Origin of the sequence: Streptomyces tuirus, assembly GCF_014701095.1 — a bacterium.
Taxonomy (GTDB): Bacteria; Actinomycetota; Actinomycetes; order Streptomycetales; family Streptomycetaceae; genus Streptomyces; species Streptomyces tuirus.
This window is the reverse complement of sequence record NZ_AP023439.1, coordinates 5,267,292-5,286,224: the sequence shown is the minus strand read 5'-3', so window position 1 is coordinate 5,286,224 and position 18,933 is coordinate 5,267,292. Positions and strand designations below refer to the sequence as shown.

15 protein-coding genes are annotated in these 18,933 nt (G+C 71.3%); 10 read left to right on the top strand and 5 right to left on the bottom strand.

Annotated features, from left to right (window positions below; translation table 11 throughout):
- The first annotated feature begins 210 nt into the window (after positions 1 to 210).
- The 3 genes from glgB to IGS69_RS24435 all read left to right on the top strand — a co-directional run bounded on the left by glgB (position 211) and on the right by IGS69_RS24435 (position 4,279).
- The gene (gene glgB, locus IGS69_RS24445) at positions 211 to 3,213 is read left to right on the top strand and encodes a 1,4-alpha-glucan branching enzyme (RefSeq protein WP_408647953.1); all 3,003 of its coding nucleotides are present in this window, start codon (positions 211 to 213) and stop codon (positions 3,211 to 3,213) included.
- 197 nt (positions 3,214 to 3,410) lie between these two features.
- A complete protein-coding gene (locus tag IGS69_RS24440; protein WP_190902655.1) occupies positions 3,411 to 3,872 on the top strand; it encodes a hypothetical protein in 462 nt (153 codons plus the stop codon).
- Entirely contained in the window at positions 3,869 to 4,279 is a 411-nt protein-coding gene (locus tag IGS69_RS24435) for a hypothetical protein (RefSeq protein WP_190902654.1), read from the top strand. Before IGS69_RS24440 ends, IGS69_RS24435 begins: the two co-directional genes overlap by 4 nt.
- 44 nt (positions 4,280 to 4,323) lie before the next feature.
- Here IGS69_RS24435 and IGS69_RS24430 read toward each other — a convergent pair whose 3' ends face one another.
- The gene (locus tag IGS69_RS24430) at positions 4,324 to 6,555 is read right to left on the bottom strand and encodes a HelD family protein (protein ID WP_190902653.1); all 2,232 of its coding nucleotides are present in this window, start codon (positions 6,553 to 6,555) and stop codon (positions 4,324 to 4,326) included.
- A gap of 301 nt (positions 6,556 to 6,856) precedes the next feature.
- Entirely contained in the window at positions 6,857 to 8,527 is a 1,671-nt protein-coding gene (locus tag IGS69_RS24425; protein WP_190902652.1) for a DHA2 family efflux MFS transporter permease subunit, read from the bottom strand.
- Positions 8,528 to 8,636: 109 nt separating this feature from the next.
- Here IGS69_RS24425 and IGS69_RS24420 point away from each other — a divergent pair, with 109 nt between their 5' ends.
- Positions 8,637 to 9,251 (top strand): TetR/AcrR family transcriptional regulator, encoded by a 615-nt coding sequence (locus IGS69_RS24420; RefSeq protein ID WP_190902651.1) that lies wholly within the window; start codon positions 8,637 to 8,639, stop codon positions 9,249 to 9,251.
- An 82-nt stretch (positions 9,252 to 9,333) separates the two neighbouring features.
- On the opposite strand, the gene IGS69_RS24415 is transcribed toward IGS69_RS24420, so the two are convergent.
- Positions 9,334 to 10,725 (bottom strand): cation:dicarboxylate symporter family transporter, encoded by a 1,392-nt coding sequence (locus tag IGS69_RS24415; RefSeq protein ID WP_190902650.1) that lies wholly within the window; start codon positions 10,723 to 10,725, stop codon positions 9,334 to 9,336.
- A 198-nt stretch (positions 10,726 to 10,923) separates the two neighbouring features.
- Between IGS69_RS24415 and IGS69_RS24410 the strand changes: the two genes are divergently transcribed.
- From IGS69_RS24410 to IGS69_RS24390, 5 genes are all read left to right on the top strand, one after another.
- Positions 10,924 to 12,594 (top strand): sensor histidine kinase, encoded by a 1,671-nt coding sequence (locus IGS69_RS24410; RefSeq protein ID WP_190902649.1) that lies wholly within the window; start codon positions 10,924 to 10,926, stop codon positions 12,592 to 12,594.
- Positions 12,591 to 13,280: a response regulator gene (locus IGS69_RS24405; RefSeq protein ID WP_190902648.1), complete on the top strand. Its 690-nt coding sequence runs from the start codon at positions 12,591 to 12,593 to the stop codon at positions 13,278 to 13,280. The genes IGS69_RS24410 and IGS69_RS24405 overlap by 4 nt, the downstream gene beginning before the upstream one ends.
- 120 nt (positions 13,281 to 13,400) lie before the next feature.
- A complete protein-coding gene (locus IGS69_RS24400) occupies positions 13,401 to 14,768 on the top strand; it encodes an extracellular solute-binding protein (RefSeq protein ID WP_190902647.1) in 1,368 nt (455 codons plus the stop codon).
- Between the two features lie 16 nt (positions 14,769 to 14,784).
- On the top strand, positions 14,785 to 15,705 hold the full coding sequence (locus IGS69_RS24395) for a carbohydrate ABC transporter permease (protein ID WP_190902646.1): 921 nt from the start codon (positions 14,785 to 14,787) through the stop codon (positions 15,703 to 15,705).
- Positions 15,706 to 15,710: 5 nt separating this feature from the next.
- Positions 15,711 to 16,538: a carbohydrate ABC transporter permease gene (locus tag IGS69_RS24390; RefSeq protein ID WP_190902645.1), complete on the top strand. Its 828-nt coding sequence runs from the start codon at positions 15,711 to 15,713 to the stop codon at positions 16,536 to 16,538.
- 200 nt (positions 16,539 to 16,738) lie between these two features.
- Here the strand turns inward: IGS69_RS24390 and IGS69_RS24385 are convergent, their stop codons facing one another.
- Complete coding sequence (locus tag IGS69_RS24385) at positions 16,739 to 16,909, bottom strand: pyridoxamine 5'-phosphate oxidase family protein (RefSeq protein ID WP_190904782.1); 171 nt, start codon at positions 16,907 to 16,909, stop codon at positions 16,739 to 16,741.
- Positions 16,910 to 17,086: 177 nt separating this feature from the next.
- Here IGS69_RS24385 and IGS69_RS24380 point away from each other — a divergent pair, with 177 nt between their 5' ends.
- Positions 17,087 to 17,848, top strand: a complete 762-nt coding sequence (locus tag IGS69_RS24380) for a helix-turn-helix domain-containing protein (protein ID WP_385863381.1) — start codon at positions 17,087 to 17,089, stop codon at positions 17,846 to 17,848.
- Here the strand turns inward: IGS69_RS24380 and IGS69_RS24375 are convergent.
- A complete protein-coding gene (locus IGS69_RS24375) occupies positions 17,845 to 18,870 on the bottom strand; it encodes an ATP-dependent 6-phosphofructokinase (protein ID WP_190902643.1) in 1,026 nt (341 codons plus the stop codon). The two genes, IGS69_RS24380 and IGS69_RS24375, sit on opposite strands and share 4 nt — an antisense overlap.
- Positions 18,871 to 18,933: the final 63 nt, after the last annotated feature.

Sequence of the window (18,933 nt, the reverse complement as noted above, 5' to 3'; positions counted from 1 at the left end):
GCCAGGAAGGCCACCGCCGGGAAGACCACCGTCGGCAAGACGGCGGCCAAGAAGGCGGCGACGAAGAAGACCGCCGCGAAGAAGACGGCGGTGGAGCAGCCGACGCCAGAGGCGGCGACGGCCGGGACGGCGACGGTGAAGAAGGCCTCCGCCAAGAAGACGGCGGTCGAGCAGCCGACGCCAGAGGCGGCGACGGCCGGGACGGCGACGGTGAAGAAGGCCTCCGCCAAGAAGACGGCGGTCGAGCAGCCGACGCCAGAGACGGCAACGGTGAAGAAGGCCGCCGCGAAGAAGGCCGCGGTCAAGAAGTCGGCGGCCAAGAAGGCCACGAGGGTCAAGGCGACGGCGGGCAGGACCACTGCGGTGAAGGCCGCGGCGGCGAAGTCCACGGCTGCGGAATCCGTCGCCGACGAGGCAGCGGCCGCGAAGTCCCCTGCGGCTAAGACCCTTGGGAAGAAGACTGCGGCGAAGAAGACCGCGGCGAAGAAGGCTCCGGCCAAGAAGGCGCCCGCCAAGAAGCCCACCACGGCCAAGACGACCGTCGGCGAGGCCACCGGCGCCGGGGCCACCGGCGCTGGGGCCACCGCCGCTGGAGCACACGCCGCTGAGGCACCCGGCGCTGGCGCACCCGCCGCTGGAGCACACGCCGCTGAGGCACCCGGCGCTGGCGCACCGGCCAAGAAGGCCGCCGCCAAGAAGACCACCCCCGCCAGGACCACGGTCGCCAAGGCCGCCGCGAAGAGGACCGGCGCCGGCGCGGCGCCCGCGGGCAAGCCCGTCGCGAAGAAGAGCGCGGCCAAGAAGAGCGCGGCCAAGAAGGCCCCAGCCCGCAAGGCTCCCGCCACGCAGGCCCCCTCCGGGCAGGCACCCCCCGAGAAGGCACCCCCCGAGAAGGCCCCCACCGGGCAAGCCACCGCCGAGAAGGCCCCCACCGGGCAAGCATCCCCCGATAAGGCCCCCACCGGGCACGCACCCGCCGGGAAAGCCGCTTCCGTACAGGTCGCTCCGCCGGAGGTGGAGGTCGCCGTCTCGCCCGCCGTCGACGCGGTGGACCGGGAGCGGCTGCTCGGCGGCACGCACCACGCCCCGCACTCCGTGCTCGGCGCGCACCCCGTGCCCGGCGGCGTCGCCTTCCGGGCGCTCCGTCCGTACGCCCTGTCGGTGACCGTCGTCTCCGGGGAACTGCGGGCCGAGCTGCACGACGACGGGGACGGGTTCTTCTCGGGGCTGCTGCCGCTGCGGGAGGTCCCGGCGTACCGGCTGGTCGTGGAGTACGAGGGGACGGTCCTGGAGACCGAGGACGCGTACCGCTTCCTGCCCACGCTCGGCGACCTCGACCTGCACCTGATCGGCGAGGGCCGGCACGAGGAGCTGTGGACGGCGCTGGGCGCCCACCCGACGGTCCACCAGGGCGTGACCGGCACCCGGTTCGCGGTGTGGGCGCCGAACGCGCAGGGCGTGCGCGTGACCGGCACCTTCAACTTCTGGGACGGCACCGGGCACATCATGCGGTCGCTGGGCTCGTCCGGGGTGTGGGAGCTGTTCCTGCCGGACGTCGGCGAGGGCGAGCTGTACAAGTTCGAGATCACGCGCCCCGACGGCTCGAAGACGCTGCGCGCCGACCCGCTGGCCCGCCGCACGGAGGTGCCGCCCGCGACCTCGTCGGTCATCACCTCCTCGGAGTACGAGTGGGGCGACGCGCAGTGGCTGGCCCGGCGTGCCGAAGTCCCGGCGCACGAGGCACCGTTCTCGGTGTACGAGGTGCATCTGCCCTCCTGGCGACCGGGTCTGACGTACCGCCAGCTCGCCGAGCAGCTGCCCGGGTACGTGAAGAACCTGGGCTTCACGCACGTCGAGCTGATGCCGGTCGCGGAGCATCCGTTCGGCGGCTCCTGGGGCTATCAGGTGACCGGCTTCTACGCGCCGACGGCCCGGCTGGGCACGCCGGACGACTTCCGGTACCTGGTCGACTCGCTGCACCGGGCCGGCATCGGCGTCCTCATGGACTGGGTGCCCGCGCACTTCCCGCGCGACGACTGGGCGCTGGCCGAGTTCGACGGCAGGCCCCTGTACGAGCACGAGGATCCGCTGCGGGCCGCGCACCCCGACTGGGGCACGCTGGAGTTCGACTTCGGGCGCAACGAGGTGCGCAACTTCCTCGTGGCCAACGCCGTGTACTGGTGCGAGGAGTTCCATATCGACGGCCTGCGCGTGGACGCCGTCGCCTCGATGCTCTACCTGGACTACTCGCGCGAGCCGGGCCAGTGGACGCCCAATGAGCACGGCGGGCGGGAGAACCTGGACGCGGTGGCGTTCCTCCAGGAGATGAACGCGACGGTCTACCGCAGGGTGCCCGGCGTGGTCACGATCGCCGAGGAGTCCACCGCCTGGGACGGCGTCACCCGCGCCACCCACCACAAGGGCCCGAGCGGCTTCGGCGGTCTCGGTTTCGGGCTGAAGTGGAACATGGGCTGGATGCACGACTCGTTGCAGTACATGAGCCACGAGCCGGTGTACCGCAAGTACCACCACGGCGAGATGACGTTCTCGATGGTGTACGCGTACAGCGAGAACTACGTGCTGCCGATCTCCCACGACGAGGTCGTGCACGGCAAGCGGTCCCTGGTGTCGAAGATGCCGGGCGACTGGTGGCAGCAGCGCGCCGGGGTGCGGTCCTACCTCGGCTTCATGTGGGCCCATCCGGGCAAGCAACTGCTGTTCATGGGCCAGGAGTTCGCGCAGGGCGCCGAGTGGTCCGAGGCGCACGGCCCGGACTGGTGGCTGCTGGACCCGGGGTACGGGGCGGAGCCCGACCACCGGGGTGTGCGGGACCTGGTCCGCGACCTGAACACCGTCTACCGGGCGACCCCCGCGCTGTGGCGCCTGGACACCGACCCGGCCGGTTTCGAGTGGATCGTCGGGGACGCCGCCGACGACAACGTCCTCGCGTTCCTGCGGCTGGACCCGGAGGGCGTCCCGGTGCTGGCGGTGTCCAACTTCGCGCCGGTCACCCGCCAGGACTACCGCCTGGGCGTCCCCGACGACGTCCCCGCCTGGCACGAGGCGCTCAACACCGACGCGGCCCGCTACGGCGGCAGCGACGTCACCAACCCCCACCCGGTCAAGCCCGAACCCCAGTCCTGGCACGGCCGCCCGGCGAGCATCCGCCTGACCCTGCCGCCCCTGGCGACGGTGTGGCTGCGGCCGGCTTAGGGGGCCGGCCGGGCGACAGAGAGCTCAAGGAGCGTTTGGGGGGCGGCTCGTCCGGCCGCTCCCGTCAGCGCTGGCGCGAGGTGCTGTGACACGGCTGTGACCGGAGGAGTGGCCTCCGCCACAGCCCGCGCGGTGGGGTCCTGGTGGGGTGGCGGCATGAATACCGTCGCCCTCGCCTCGCGGGTCCCGCCGTGCTGATGATTGCGGTCCCCGTGGCCTGTGCCGTCGGCGCGCTCATCGCCGGGCTGGGTGTCGTCGCGATGGCGTTTCCCGGGCGGCCGGAGCCGTGGCCGGACCAGCTGATGCGCCGGGCGGGGGCGACGGCCGCGTGGGCGGCGGCGACCGTGTACTCGCTGGGCCTGTTCGGCGTGCTGGCGTCGGAGCACGCGTTCGGTGACGGTGCGGACTCCATCCCGGCCCCGGCCTGCCGCGACGGCTTCGACGAGGCCACCAGGGAGGGGCTGACCCATCACCGGTCCTCGTACCTGCCCCTGCGCTTCGACTGCGTCCGCGGCGACGGCTCCGTGTACTCCAGCGACCCCGACTACGGCTGGATGAACGGGGCGAGCGCCGCACTCGCCCTGGGCGCCGCGCTGCTCTTCATCGGCGCGGGTTACGCGGCCGAACTGCGCGCCCGGAAGGCCGCGAAGACGCCATGACGCTGCTCGCGGTGTTCGTCGGGCTCGTGGTCGGGTGGGTCGCGCTGCGGGGGCTGCTGGCGCATCCGCTGCTGCCGCTGTGGGTGCGGACGGCGGTCTTCTGGTCGGTGCCGCTCGGCGCCGCCACCTGGCTGGTGATCATGACGGCGGACGACGCCTTCCTGTTCCCGGAGACCGCGCCCTGCCCCAGGGAGCCGTATCAGGAGGGCGTCATGGGGAGCGGGAAGGTGACGGGCGTCTCCACCCCGTTCCCGCCGCGGGCCTACTGCGTCTGGGAGGACGGCACCGTCTACGACCTCGCGCCCGGCGCCGAGTTCCTGTTCTGGGTCTTCTTCGCCCTGACGGTCGTACCGCTCGGGGCCGGGCTGTGGCACGCGCTGCGGGATCCGAGGTCGCTCCTGCGGTAGGCGGTGGGCGGGCCCCGTACCCGGCCGGGTACGGGGCCGCTCCGCTACGCGAAGGCGTCCGCCAGGGGCTTCGGCAGCTCGCCGGTGTGGAGCACGCCCAGCCGCTGGGTGGCCCGGGTCAGGGCCACGTACAGATCGCTGGTTCCGTACCGGCCGGGTTCGGCCACGAGGACGGAGTCGAACTCCAGGCCCTTGGCCTGGCGCGGGTCGAGCAGGACCACCGTCTGCGTGAGGTCGGGTTCGGCCCCCGCCGTCACCCCGTCCAGCCGGGCCGCGAGGGAGCGGTGGAGGTCGCGCGGCGCGATCACCGCGAGCCGCCCCTCGGCCGGGATGAGCTCCCCGACCGCCTTGGCGACGGCGCCCGGGAGGTCGTCGGTGGCGCGTGCCCAGGGCCGTACGCCGGTGGAGCGGACCGAGCTGGGCGGCTCGAACTCCGGGTGCTCGGCGCGTACCACGGCCGCGGCTACGTCCATGATCTCGGCCGGGGTGCGGTAGTTGACGCCCAGCCGGGTGTGCTCCCAGCGGTCCTCGACGTACGGGGAGAGGATGCCCGACCAGGAGCCGACCCCGGCCGCCTCCGCCGTCTGGGCCGGGTCACCGACCAGGGTCATCGAGCGGGTCGGGCTGCGCCGCATCAGCAGCCGCCACGCCATTGGCGACAGCTCCTGCGCCTCGTCGACGATGATGTGCCCGAACGCCCAGGTGCGGTCGGCCGCCGCGCGTTCGGCGGCGCTGCGGTGGTCGTCCTCCTCGTGCCGCTCGGCGAACCGCTCGGCGTCGATGATGTCGTGCGCGGACAGCACCTCGGAGCTCTCGGGGTCGTCCTCCTCCTTGTCCTCGAACTCGTAGGTCCGGGACGCGTACGACACCTCCAGCACGCCCTGCGCGTAGGCGATCTGCTCCTGGCGCTCGCGCGCGGCACGCTCCCGGGCCAGCCGGTCGTCGTCGCCGAGGAGTTCGGCGGCCTCGTCGAGCAGCGGCACGTCCGCGACGCTCCAGCGCCGGGTCACCGGGCGGCGTACGGCCTCGGCGTCCTCGGCGGGCAGGAACCCCTCGGGCGCGGCGAGGAAGTCGGCGACGAGGCGCTGCGGGGTGAGCACCGGCCACAGCTGGTCGATCGCGGACCAGACGTCGGGGTTCTCGGCGAGGTCGTCGCGGATCTGGGTGATGTCGCTGGGGTCGAGCAGGCTGGATCCGTCAAAGGGGTCGGTGCCGATCCGCTCGGCGTACAGGTCGGTGAGGGCGTTGAGGATGTAGCCCTCGAAGTGCTCGCGGGCGGCGTTGTGCGGCAGCTTGGCGGCGCGGGTGCGCTCACGGGCGACGTTGACCAGGCCGTCGTCGAGCATGAGGACCTCGCGGTCGTGCTCGATGGCGATCACCGGGTCGGGCAGCGCCTGCCGGGAGCGGACGACGTCGGCGAGGACATCGGCCATGTCGGCCCGGCCCTTCACCGCGGCGGCCTCGGGCGTGTCGGTCGCGCTCGCCTTCACCCCGGGAAACAGCTCGCCCACGGTCGCGAGGAGCACACCGGTCTCACCGAGGGAGGGCAGCACCTCGCCGATGTAGCCGAGGAACGCCGGGTTGGGTCCGACGATCAGCACGGCCCGCTTGGCGAGCAGTTCCCGGTGCTCGTAGAGCAGATAGGCGGCGCGGTGCAGGGCGACCGCCGTCTTGCCGGTGCCCGGGCCGCCCTCCACGACCATGACGCCGCGGTGCGGGGCCCGGATGATGCGGTCCTGGTCGGCCTGGATGGTCCGCACGATGTCGCTCATGCGGCCGGTGCGCGCGGAGTTGAGGGCGGCGAGCAGCACGGCGTCGCCCGTCGGGTCCTCGTGGCCGGTGCGGGTCGCGTCGCCGAGGTCGAGGATCTCGTCGTGCAGATGGGTGACCCGGCGGCCGTCGGTGGCGATGTGCCGCCGGCGCCTGAGGCCCATCGGGGTGTGGCCGGTGGCCAGGTAGAAGGGGCGGGCGACGTCGGCCCGCCAGTCGATGAGGACGGGCGTGCGCTCCGCGTCGTCGGTGCGCAGGCCGATGCGGCCGATGTGGTGGGTGGTACCCGAGGTGAGGTCGATCCGGCCGAAGCACAGGGAGCCGTCCACCGCGTTCAGCGCGGCGAGCAGCCCGGAGCGCTCGGCCACGAGGATGTCCCGCTCGAGTCTGGCCTGCATGGGGGTGTTGCCCTGCGCGAGCGCGTCCGTGACGGAGGTCTCGGCATCGCCGCGCAGCGCGTCCACGCGCGCGTACAACCCGTCGATGAATTCCTGTTCCTGTCGCAATTCATCGTCCGGAAATTCGGTGTTTGACAATTCCGCTCCCGCCCGGATATACTGTGCTCACTGAACTTCACTGTGGCTTCAATGGAGTTCGATCCATGTGAAGTCACGAACAGACAAATATACGCAAGGAAATCCCCCGAGTGCAATTGCTCGGGGGATTTCCTGTATCCGGGCCGTGCTCCGCGCTCGCGCTCACAGCACGTCGGAGAGCTCCTCCAGCCGGTCGCCCTCCTCGGAGGCGAGGGCCCTGTGCACAAGTCCCGCCTGCCGAAGGCGAACGGCGGGACTTCGCGGGCACGGGCTAGCGGGCCCCGGCGGATTCCAGTTCCTTGTTCTCGGCCGCCGGCTCGTCCACCGGCTTCTTGCCGGGCAGGAGCAGTGCCACCACCACCGTGCCGATGCCCAGGATCACGGCCCCGATCAGGCTGGTGTGGGCGACCGCGTCGGAGAACGCGGATCCGACCGCGTCGGCCATCTGCCGGGCGCCGCCGCCGAGCTGCTCGGCCTGGGTCCGGAGCCGCTCCGCCTGCTGGGGGTCGCCGGTGTGCGCGGCCTGCTCGGCGAGCTGCCGGGCCTTGTCGCCGATGCCGTGGGCGACGGCGTATCCGGCCCCGACGGAGTCCTGGGCGGTGGACAGGGAGCCGGCGGGGAGCTTGCTGCCGGCCGTGGCGTCCGAGAGGTGGCCGGAGTACGACGTCGCCAGCAGCGAGCCCAGGATGGCGATGCCCAGCGAACCGCCGAGCTCCAGCGACGTGTCGTTCACCGCGCCGCCGACGCCCAGCTCCGACTCCGGGAACGCCCCCATGATCGCGTCCGTGCAGGGCGAGAGCGCGAGCCCGATGGAGAGGCCGAGGACGACCAGCGGCGCGACGAAGTCGCCGTACGACGCACCGGCGTCGACCCGGGTGAGCAGCGCCAGGGCCGCCGTGCCACCGACCATGCCGGCCGTGACGGTCCACTTCATGCCGACCCGGGGCGTGAGGAAACCGGTGAGGGCCGACCCGACGAACACGGCGCCGGCCAGGGGCAGCATCCGCAGACCCGTGTCCAGGGCGTCGTAGCCGAGGACGAACTGGAGGTGCTGCGTGAGGTAGTAGAAGGCGCCGAAGACCGCCAGGAAGAACAGGGCGACGGCGAGGTTGGAGCCGGCGAAGCCGCGGTGGGTGAAGCGGCGGACGTCGAGCAGCGGGCGCGGGTGGCGCAGCTCCCAGACGACGAAGGCGACGAGCGCGACGCCGGCGACGACCGCCGCCGTGACGGCCTTGACGCCCCAGCCGAAGTGCGGCCCCTCGATGATCATGTAGACCAGCGCGGCGATCCACACCACCGACAGCAGTCCGCCGCCGTAGTCGATGCGCCCGCGGTCCGCGGCCTTGGACGGCGGTACGAGGACGAAGGCGCCGAAAACGGCGAGGAGCGCGATGGGGACGTTGATGAGGAACGTCGACGACCAGCCGTGGTTCTCCAGCAGCGCGCCGGCGACCAGCGGTCCGGCCGCGATGGCGAGACCGGCCGTGGCGGTCCACAGGGTGATGGCCTTGGCGCGTTCGGCGCGCGGGAAGGTCGAGGCGAGGAGGGACAGCGTGGCGGGCATGATCATCGCGGCGCCGGCGCCCATCACGGCCCGTGCGGCGATGACCGTCGTGGAGCTGTCGGCGAGATACCCGAAGACGGAGCCGCCCGCGAACACGACCAGCCCGAGGACGAGCGCGCCCCGGCGGCTGTACTTGTCGCCTATCGCGCCGAGCAGCAGCATCAGCGCGGCGTAGGGGACGGTGTAGCCGTCGATCACCCACTGCAGGTCGGCGCTGTTCAGGCCGAGGTCCGCGGTCATGTCGGGCGCGGCGACGGTGAGGGCGGTGTTGGCCATCACGATGATCAGCAGGCTGAGGCAGAGCACGAGGAGCGCCCACCAGCGGCGTGCGTAGGGGCGGTCCATCCTCTCGGCCGGTTCATTCATGACGAGTCGCATGGCGGGGGTTGCCTTCCCGGCTTGATTTGCACATGGCTGTGCATTTACACAACGATGTGCAATCTACGCCGTTGCACAGCACTGTGCAAGTCGATCCGGGAAGGGCACAATGGCGTCCATGACCACGGGTACCAGCCGCGCCGACGCCAACCGCCGCCGCATCCTCGACGTCGCCCTCGCCGAGCTGCTGCGCGACCCCGACGCGTCCATGGACCAGATCGCACGGGCCGCGGGCGTCGTACGGCGGACGGTGTACGGGCACTTCCCGAGCCGCGAGGCGCTGATCAGCACGCTCGTCGACGAGGCCGTGGAGGCGCTGTCGGCCGCGCACGCGGCGGGCCGCGAGGACGTGCGGGACCCGGCGGAGGCGGTGGCGCGCTCGGTGCTGGCGGTGTGGGCGATCGCCGACCGCTACCGGCTGCTGGTCGCGCTCGCCCAGCGCACGGTCACCATGCAGGGCATCCGGGAGCGGCTCGCCCCGGTCCGGCAGGAGAGCATCGGGCTGCTGCAGCGCGGGCTGGACGAGGACGTCTTCAGCTCACCGCTGCCGGCTCCGGCCCTGGCGTATGTGCACGAGCAGACGCTGTTCGCGGTGATGGAGGCGGTGAACGACGGCCTGCTGGCAGCGCGAGAGGCGGGCCGCTGCGCCGCGGTCACCGTTCTGACCGCGGCGGGCGTGCCCGCCTCCGAGGCCACCGAACTGGTGGCGAAGCTGGACGCTTGATCCGTCTGTGTGCTGTGAACCGGGCGGCTGAGCGACGGGGGGACACCCAGCCGCCCGGATTCTCACGGGAGCGGCGCGGCCGTCAGGCCTTCGCCAGCTCCTTCTCGCCGCCCTGCTCGGGCGCCTCGACGTGCTCCTCGGACGGGCCGTCGTGGCCGTCGTCCAGCAGGGTCTTCTCGTCGAAGGGCAGCCGACCGGCGAGGACCTGGTTCACGCGGTCCTTGTCGATCTCCTTGGTCCAGGTGCCGATCAGCACCGTGGCGACGGCGTTGCCCGCGAAGTTGGTCAGGGCGCGGGCCTCGCTCATGAAGCGGTCGATGCCGACGATGAGGCCGATGCCGTCCACCAGGGCCGGCTTGTGCGACTGCAGGCCACCGGCCAGAGTCGCGAGACCGGCGCCGGTGACACCGGCGGCGCCCTTGGAGGCGACCAGCAGGAAGAGCAGCAGCGGGATCTGCTCAGCGATCGACATCGGCGTACCCATGGCGTCGGCGATGAACAGCGAGGCCATGGTCATGTAGATCATGGTGCCGTCGAGGTTGAAGGAGTAGCCGGTCGGGACGGTGATGCCGACCACCGGCTTGCTGACGCCCAGGTGCTCCATCTTCGCGATGAGCCGCGGCAGCGCGGACTCGGAGGAGGACGTGGACAGGATCAGCAGGAACTCCCGGCCGAGGTACTTGAACAGCGTGAAGATGTTCAGGCCGGAGATGGCGCGCAGCAGGGCGCCGAGCACGATGAAGACGAACAGGAAACAGGTCACGTAGAAGCCGAGCATCAGCACGGCGAGGCTCTTGAGCGCCTCCAGGCCCGCGGAGCCGGTGACGGCGGCGATGGCGCCGAAGGCACCGATCGGCGCGGCCCACATGACCATCGCGAGGATGCGGAAGACGAGCCGCTGGATGTGCTCGATGCCGCGCAGGACCGGCTGGCCGGCCGAGCCCATGCCCTGCAGGGCGAAGCCCGCGAGCAGGGCGATCAGCAGGGTCTGCAGGACCGACTCGTTGGTGAATGCCGAGACGATCGTGGTCGGGATGATGCCGAGCAGGAACTCCGTGGTGTCCTTCGCCTCGGTGTCGATCTGCGCGTGACCGGCGTCCTTGACCGCGTCGGTCACCGCGAGGCCGGTGCCCGGCTCCAGGATGTTGCCGACGACCAGGCCGATGCCCAGCGCGACCAGCGACATCACCATGAAGTAGCCCAGGGCGATACCGCCGACGGCACCGACCTTGGCGGCCTTCCGTACCGAGCCGATACCGAGCACGATCGTGCAGAAGATGATCGGCGAGATCATCATCTTGATCAGGGCCACGAAGCCCGTGCCGATCGGCTTCAGCTCCTGCGCGAACTCCGGTGCGGCCAGTCCCACCGCGATACCGGCGGCGACCGCGATGATCACCGCGATGTAGAGGTAGTGCGTGCGGTCCCGCTTGGGTTTGCGTGCGGCAGGTGCCGTATCGGCTGCGCTGGTCACGGCGGCCCTCCTTGACGACGTCGTCGGCATCACCGGCGTGCGGCTCACGTCCGGAAAAGACTCCGGGAGGCCCGGCAAACGCGGAGCGGGGCTCCCGGAGATGCGTTATAGGGAATGCCGTGACTATGTCCTGCTCTGTGAGCGCGGTCACCCTTCCGTTCATTTAGTTCACAATCAGCCACGGTGCAGACTGACCGCATGCGCTTCACCGTCCCCCGTCCCCGCAGCCTGGCCGGCCAGCTCTTCGCCATGCAGGCCGTCCTGATAGCGGTCGTCGTGGCCGGATACGCGCTGTTCACCTATGTCAGCGACCGCAGCCAGGCCGAGGAGGCCGCGGCGCGCCAGGCCCGGGCGGTGGCCCGCTCGGTGGCCGATTCCCCGTCCGTACTGGCCGCGGCCCGCGGCGACGACCCGACCGCCGAGCTCCAGCCGTACGCGCTGAAGGTGATGCGGGACACCGAGGTCGACTTCATCACGATCATGGATCCCCGGGGCATCCGCTGGACGCACCCCGACCCCCGGCAGATCGGCCAGACCTTCCGGGGGCACACCGAGCGGGCCCTGAAGGGCCAGACCTTCACCGAGACCTACACCGGCACGCTCGGCCCGTCGGTCCGCGCCGTCACCCCGATCCAGGACGGCAGCAGGGTCGTCGGCCTGGTCAGCGCGGGGATCCGGGTCGAGCAGATCACCCAGCGGGTCCAGGACCAGCTGACGGCCCTGCTCGGCGTCGCGGCCGGGGCGCTGGTGCTGGGCGCGGTCGGCACGTACGTCGTCAACGCCCGGCTGCGCCGCCACACCCACGGCATGAACGCGACCGAGCTCAGCCGCATGCACGACTACCATCAGGCCGCCCTGCACGCCGTGCGCGAGGGGCTGCTGATGCTGGACGGGCAGTACCGTGTGGCGCTGATCAACGACGGAGGTCGGGAGTTGCTCGGCGTGGCCGGGGACGTGGTGGGCAGGTCGGTGGCGGAGCTGGGGCTGCCGGCCCCGCTGACGGGTGCCCTGCTCGCCTCGGAGCCCCGGGTCGACGAGGTGCATCTGACGGCGTCCCGGGTCCTGGTGATCAACACCTCGCCGGTGTCGGGCGGTGAGCGGCGCGGCACGGTCGTCACTCTGCGCGATGTCACCGAACTCCAGTCGCTGATGGGCGAGCTGGACTCCGAGCGGGGTTTCACACAGGCGCTGCGCTCACAGGCGCACGAGGCGGCGAACCGGCTGCACACGGTCGTCTCGCTGATCGAGCTGGGCCGGGCGGAGGAAGCGGTGGAGTTCGCGACGGCCGAGCTGGAGCTGGCGCAGGCACTGACCGACCAGGTCGTGGCGGCGGTGAGCGAACCGGTGCTGGCGGCGCTGCTGCTGGGCAAGACCGCCCAGGCGAACGAGCGGGGCGTGGAGCTGGTGGTGTCGCAGGACAGCAGCCTGGACGACGGCCTGCTGCCCGAGACCCTGCCGGCGCGGGACCTGGTGACCATCCTCGGCAACCTGATCGACAACGCCGTGGACGCGGCGCAGGGCAGCGCCCGGGCGCGGGTGACGGTGGCCGCGTACACCAGGAACCCCTGCGACGCCCCGGAGCTGGTGCTGCGGGTCTCGGACACGGGCCCGGGCGTGGACCCCGAGCACGCCGAGGCGGTCTTCCAGCGGGGCTTCTCGACGAAACCGGCGGGCCCGGCCGGCCGGGGTCTCGGGCTGGCGCTGGTCCGGCAGGCGGCCCAGCGGCACGGCGGCTCCCTGACGGTGGCGGAGGCCGACGGGGGCGGGGCGGAGTTCGCGGTACGGCTGGCGCTGGGTGAGGCCGGGGCGGCGGACGCGGGCGTGGCATCCGCGGCCCCGGTGGCCAGAGGCGCTGGAGGCGACGCATGACGAGCAGCGAGAAGGCCATCCGCGTCCTGGTCGTGGAGGACGACCCGGTCGCCGCCGACGCGCACGTACTGTACGTGGGCCGGGTGCCCGGCTTCGTGGCCGTGGGCAAGGCGCACTCGGGTGCGGAGGCCCGCCGGGCCCTGGAGCGCACCCCGGTCGACCTGCTCCTGCTCGACCTGCATCTGCCGGACGTGCACGGCCTGCAACTGGCCCGGTCCCTCAGGACGGCCGGCCATCACGCGGACGTGATAGCGGTGACGTCGGCGCGCGACCTGGCCGTCGTCCGCGAGGGCGTCTCGCTCGGGGTCGTGCAGTACGTGCTGAAGCCGTTCACCTTCGCGACCCTGCGCGACCGGCTCGTGCGCTACGCCGAGTTCCACGCGGCGGTCGGCGAGGCGAGCGGCCAGGACGAGGTGGACCGGGCGCTCGGTGCCCTGCGCGCACCGGGCCCGGCCGCGCTGCCCAAGGGTCTCAGCGCACCGACGCTGGAGCGGGTGACGGTCGCCCTGCGCGACAGCGCGGAGGGCCTCACGGCCGCCGGCGTCGCGGAATCCGTGGGCATCTCCCGCATCACGGCCCGCCGTTACCTGGAGCACCTGGTCGACGCGGGCCGCGCGGCGCGCCGCCCGCAGTACGGCACCGTGGGGCGCCCGGAGTTGCAGTACCGCTGGGTCACGGGCCAGTGACGGTTCACCGGTCGCCGATCAAACCCCCGCACACGCATTGACCTGACTAGACCACTCAACTTAGGTTCACGACGCAGCCGTCCCGGCCACAAAGAAGTGCGCCCGTAGGAGGTCGTTGCCGTGCGCCCCACCGCCGCTCTCACCCCCCTCGTCGCCCTGGCCGTCGCCGCAACCACGCTCACCGCCTGCGGGGGCGGATCCGGCAGCGACCCGGACACCGTGAAGGTCTCCTTCAAACAGTCCACGGACAACTCCGTGAAGGTGATGGACACCTATCTCGCGGACATCACGAAGCAGTTCGAGAAGGCCCACCCCGGCAAGAAGGTCGAACTCGTCCCCATCAAGGCCCCGGACTCGGAGTACTACACCAAGCTCCAGCAGATGCTCCGCTCCCCCAAGACCGCCCCCGACCTGGTCTACGAGGACACGTTCCTCATCAACTCCGACATCACCAGCGGCTATCTGAAGCCCCTCGACCCCTACCTCGCCAAGTGGCCGGACTGGAACAGGTTCATCGACACGGCGAAGGCGGCGGCCCAGGGCGAGGACGGCAAGACGTACGGCGTCCCCGACGGCACCGACACCCGCGGCCTGTGGTTCAACAAGGACATCTTCGAGAAGGCCGGCCTCCCCGCCGACTGGCAGCCCAGGACCTGGAACGACGTCCTCACCGCCGCCCGCACCATCAAGAAGAAGGTCCCCGACGTCATCCCGCTCAACGCCTACACCGGCAAACCGGTCGGCGAGGCGGCCACCATGCAGACCTTCGAGATGCTCCTCTACGGCACGGGCGACGGCCGTACCGACCCGCTCTACGACAAGACCTCCAAGAAGTGGATCGCCGGCGGCAAGGGCTTCGAGGACGCCCTCTCCTTCGTCGAGACGGTCTACAAGGAGAAGCTCGGCCCGGACGTCTCGGACGCCCTCGACCCGAACGTCATGACCCGGGTCCGCGGCGAGTGGCTCCCGCAGGGCAAGCTGGCCATCGCCCTCGACGGCTCCTGGCTCCCCCAGGACTGGCTGCCCGGCAGCGGCCACGAGTGGCCCGAGTGGTCGAAGACGCTGGGCCTGGCGGCCATGCCCACGCAGAACGGGCAGGCGCCCGGCAAGGTGAGCATGTCCGGCGGCTGGACCTGGTCGATCCCCGCCAAGGCGGGCAACCCCGACCTGGCCTTCGAGTTCGTCAAGACGATGCAGACCAAGGCCAACGCGCAGAAGTGGTACGTCGCCAACTCGGGCATCGCGGTCCGTGAGGACGTCGCCGAGGACCCCGCCTACGTCGACGCCCAGCCCGGCATCAAGTTCTTCACGGACCTGGTGGCGACGACGCACTACCGCCCCGCCTACCCGGCCTACCCCAAGGTCTCCACGGCCATCCAGGAGGCGATGGAGGGCGTGACCACGGGCGACACGTCGGTGGCGGAGGCGACGAGCTCGTACACGGACGCGCTGAAGGACGCGACGGACAACCAGGTGGTCGAACGGTGAGCGAGGACCTCCGGGCATGACCACCACGGCACCCCGCCCCCGGCTGACCAAGACCCCCGACGCCGAGCACCCGGTACACGGCCCCCGCCTGCCGGTGCGGATCCTGCCCCTCACCCCCGCGATCGTCCTCCTGCTGCTCTTCCTCGCGGGCCCCATCGCCTACTGCGTCTACATCGCCTTCACCGACCTCCAGCTCACCGGCCAGGCCCAGGAGTCGTTCGTCGGCTTCGACAACTTCACCCGGGCCTTCGGCGACGAGGCGTTCCTGAACGCCGTATGGCTGACCCTGGTGTTCACCGTCCTGTCCTCCCTGATCGGACAGAACACGCTGGGTCTCGCCCTGGCGGCACTGATACAGCGCGCGTCGAAGCCGGTGCGCACCCTGACCGGCGGCATCGTGGTCACGGCGTGGGTCCTGCCGGAGGTCGTCGCCGGCTTCCTCCTCTACGCCTTCTTCCGCCGCGAGGGCACCCTGAACGCCATCCTGGACTGGCTCCACCTGCCCTCCCAGAACTGGCTGTTCACCCTCCCGATCCTGGCGGTGTCCTTCGCGAACGTCTGGCGCGGCACCGCCTTCTCGATGCTGGTCTACTCGGCCGCGCTGAACGAGATCCCCAAGGAGATCACCGAGGCGGCGGAGGTCGACGGGGCAGGAGGCCGGCGCCGCATGTGGCACATCACGCTCCCCATGATCCGCCGCTCCATCGCCACGAACCTGATGCTCAACACCCTCCAGACCCTCTCCGTCTTCGGCCTGATCTGGGTGATGACGAGAGGCGGCCCCGGCGGCAGGTCCCAGACCCTGCCTCTCTTCATGTACGAACAGGCCTTCCAGAACAGCCTGATCGGCTACGGCACGGCGGTCGCCCTGCTCCTGCTCCTGGTCGGCTCGCTCTTCTCCCTCCTCTACCTGCGCCTGCTGCGAACGGAGGTCTGACGCGCATGACCTCCCGCCGCACGACACGCCGCCTGGCCGCGGACGCGGGCCTGCTGATGGTCGCGGCGGCCTTCGTCCTCCCCCTCGCCTGGGTGGTCCTGTCGGCCCTGGACCCGCACGCGAACCTGAGGGTGAAGACCCCCGACGCCCTGACCCTCGACAACTTCGACGCGATCCTCACCCCCGAGATCACCTTCACGCCGCTGCTCAACAGCCTGCTCCTGTGCGGCGGCGCGACCCTGCTCACGGTGGTCTGCGCGGCCCTGGCCGCCTACCCGCTCTCGCGCTTCCGCTCCCGCTTCAACCGCCCCTTCCTCCTCACGATCCTCTTCGCCACGAGCCTGCCCATCACGGCGATCATGGTTCCGGTCTACGCGCTCTTCGTGCGGGTGGACCTGATCGACACCATGCAGGGCACGATCCTCTTCTTCGCCGCGTCCCAACTCCCCTTCGCCATCTGGCTGATGAAGAACTTCATGGACGGCGTACCGAGAGAACTGGAGGAGGCGGCCTGGACCGACGGCGCCTCGGCGTTCCAGTCCCTTCTCCGCATCGTCCTGCCCCTGATGGGCCCGGGCGTGTCCGTGGTGACGGTGTTCTCCTTCGTCATGATGTGGGGCAACTTCTTCGTCCCCTTCATGCTTCTGCTCACCCCCGACCAGATGCCGGCCTCGGTCAGCATCAACGACTTCTTCGGCAACCGCGGCATGGTGGCGTACGGCCAGCTGGCAGCGTTCTCCATCGTCTACTCGACCCCGGTGATCCTCCTGTACGTCCTGATAGCCCGCCGCCTGGGAGGCGGCTTCGCCCTGGGGGGCGCGGTCAAGGGCTGAACAGCGCGACGGCGGAGGCGATGGGTCCGCAGCCCGGACGGGAACGCTCCCGCACCCGCGTACGGCGAGAAGGGGCCGTGCCGGGGGGTGTCCGCCCGCAGAGGTTGGCGCGTCAACGGACAGTCGGTCGGTATGAAGCTCCATCGCGCCGTTGCGAGGACGGACACCCCCCGGCGCGGCCCCGACCCACCACCCGCCGGTCAGGCGGGATTGCGCCGCAGGTTCTCCTCCTTCACCCGCCCCAGCGAGGTGTCGACCACGACGTACTGCTCTTCGATGTCCGCCCACACGCGCGACACCTGAGGCGCCCCGTCCGGCCCCACCGCCGCGAGGAGACGCCCGCACATATGCCCGTTGAGCTTGCCGTTCACGGGAGTCACCGCCTTGCCGGGCCCATGATCACCGGACCCGGCGCCACCCTCGCCCCGCCCGCACCCCGGCCGACAGACGATCTTCACCCCCGGTCGAACCCGCCGGTAGCCGTAGCTTCCTACAATCCGTGTTCCTGGCCGAACAGACCGTAGTCAGCCCACCCCCGCCGCCCTAGCTTGTGGGCCGTGCGCCGACCTTCAGCCCGACCGAGCCAGCCCCCACCCCTTCTTCCACCCCCGTCCGCCCCCACGACCCCGCCCTTCAACGCCCCCGCCGCCCGCCGGCTGCGCGCGGCCCTCGGCATGGCCCCCGAGCACGTCGCCTACGGCATGCGCGTCTCGTACGGGCACCCCCACATCACCCCGGACCACGTGATCGCCTGGGAACGCGGGGCCGCCGCCCCGACCAACTCCGAACTCACCGCGCTCGCGGGCGTGCTGTGGTGCTCACCCGCCGAACTCATCGGCCGACCGCGCACCCTGCGCGAACACCGCATCGCCCGCTGCCTAGCCCCGGAGGACGTGGCCCGGAGCGTGGGGCACGACGTGCTCGCGTATCTGCACATGGAGGAGACCGACTCCTGGCGCGGCACGGACCGCCAGTCCGCCGCCCTGGCCGATCTGCTCGGGCTCGGCCTGCCCGACTTCGTCACGGTCACCGGCCGCGACGGCAGACTCGGCGGTCTGCTGCGCAGTGCGGCCACCACCCGCTGGCAGGCCTACGTCCGCCCCGTGGCCAAACTCGTGCCCCTGGACCGGCGGTTCCTGGAGGACGCCCTGCAAGGACTGCACGAGGACTACCAGGGGCACATGGCGGCCACCCTGAGCTGGGGCGGCGGCAGCGGCGACGCGGGCGACGCAGGCCAGGACTTCCTCGACCGGATCGTGGAGCACTTCTGGACGAAACTCCAGGACGACACCGACCTGGAGGCCGGCTAGAAGACCGACTCGGCCTCGTCCATGCGGTCCTTCGGCACCGTCTTCAGCTCGGTCACGGCCTCCGCGAGGGGGACCATCACGATGTCCGTCCCACGCAGGGCGGTCATCCTGCCGAACTGCTCCTGGTGCGCCGCCTCCACCGCGTGCCAGCCGAACCGCGTGGCGAGCACCCGGTCGTAGGCGGTCGGGACACCACCGCGCTGGACGTGGCCGAGGATGACCGGCTTGGCCTCCTTGCCCAGGCGCCGCTCCAGCTCGTGGGCGAGGGCGGTGCCGATGCCCTGGAAGCGCTCGTGGCCGAACTTGTCTATGGCGCCCTTGTTGTAGTCCATGGAGCCGTCGGCGGGGTGGGCGCCCTCGGCGACGCAGACCACCGCGAACTTCTTGCCGCGGGAGAACCGCTCCTCGACCATCTTCACGAGGTCGGCCGGGTCGAACGGCCGCTCCGGCAGGCAGATGCCGTGCGCGCCGGCCGCCATGCCCGACTCCAGGGCGATCCAGCCGGCGTGCCGGCCCATGACCTCCACGACCATCACCCGCTGGTGGGACTCGGCGGTGGTCTTCAGCCGGTCCATCGCCTCGGTGGCGACACCCACGGCGGTGTCGAAGCCGAAGGTGCGGTCCGTGGAGGAGATGTCGTTGTCGATCGTCTTCGGGACACCCACGACGGGCAGGCCGGCGTCGCTCAGCATGCGCGCGGCCGTCAGCGTGCCCTCGCCGCCGATCGGGATGAGCGCGTCGATGCCGAACTCGTGGATCATGTCGGAGGCGTTCTCGCAGGCCTCGCGCAGCCGGTCGCGCTCCAGCCGGGACGACCCGAGGATGGTGCCGCCGCGGGCCAGGATGCCGCTGACGGACTCCAGGTCGAGGTTGCGGAAGCGGCCGTCGAGCAGGCCGGCGTAGCCGTCCTCGAAGCCGATGACCTCGTCGCCGTAGTTGTCGACCGCCCGGTGCACGACCGACCGGATCACGGCGTTCAGGCCGGGGCAGTCGCCGCCTGCGGTGAGAACTCCGATACGCATCGTGCTGTGTCTCCTGCTCGCTGTTGACACCGGTGAGCCACTGCCGATTGTTTCACGCTCCAC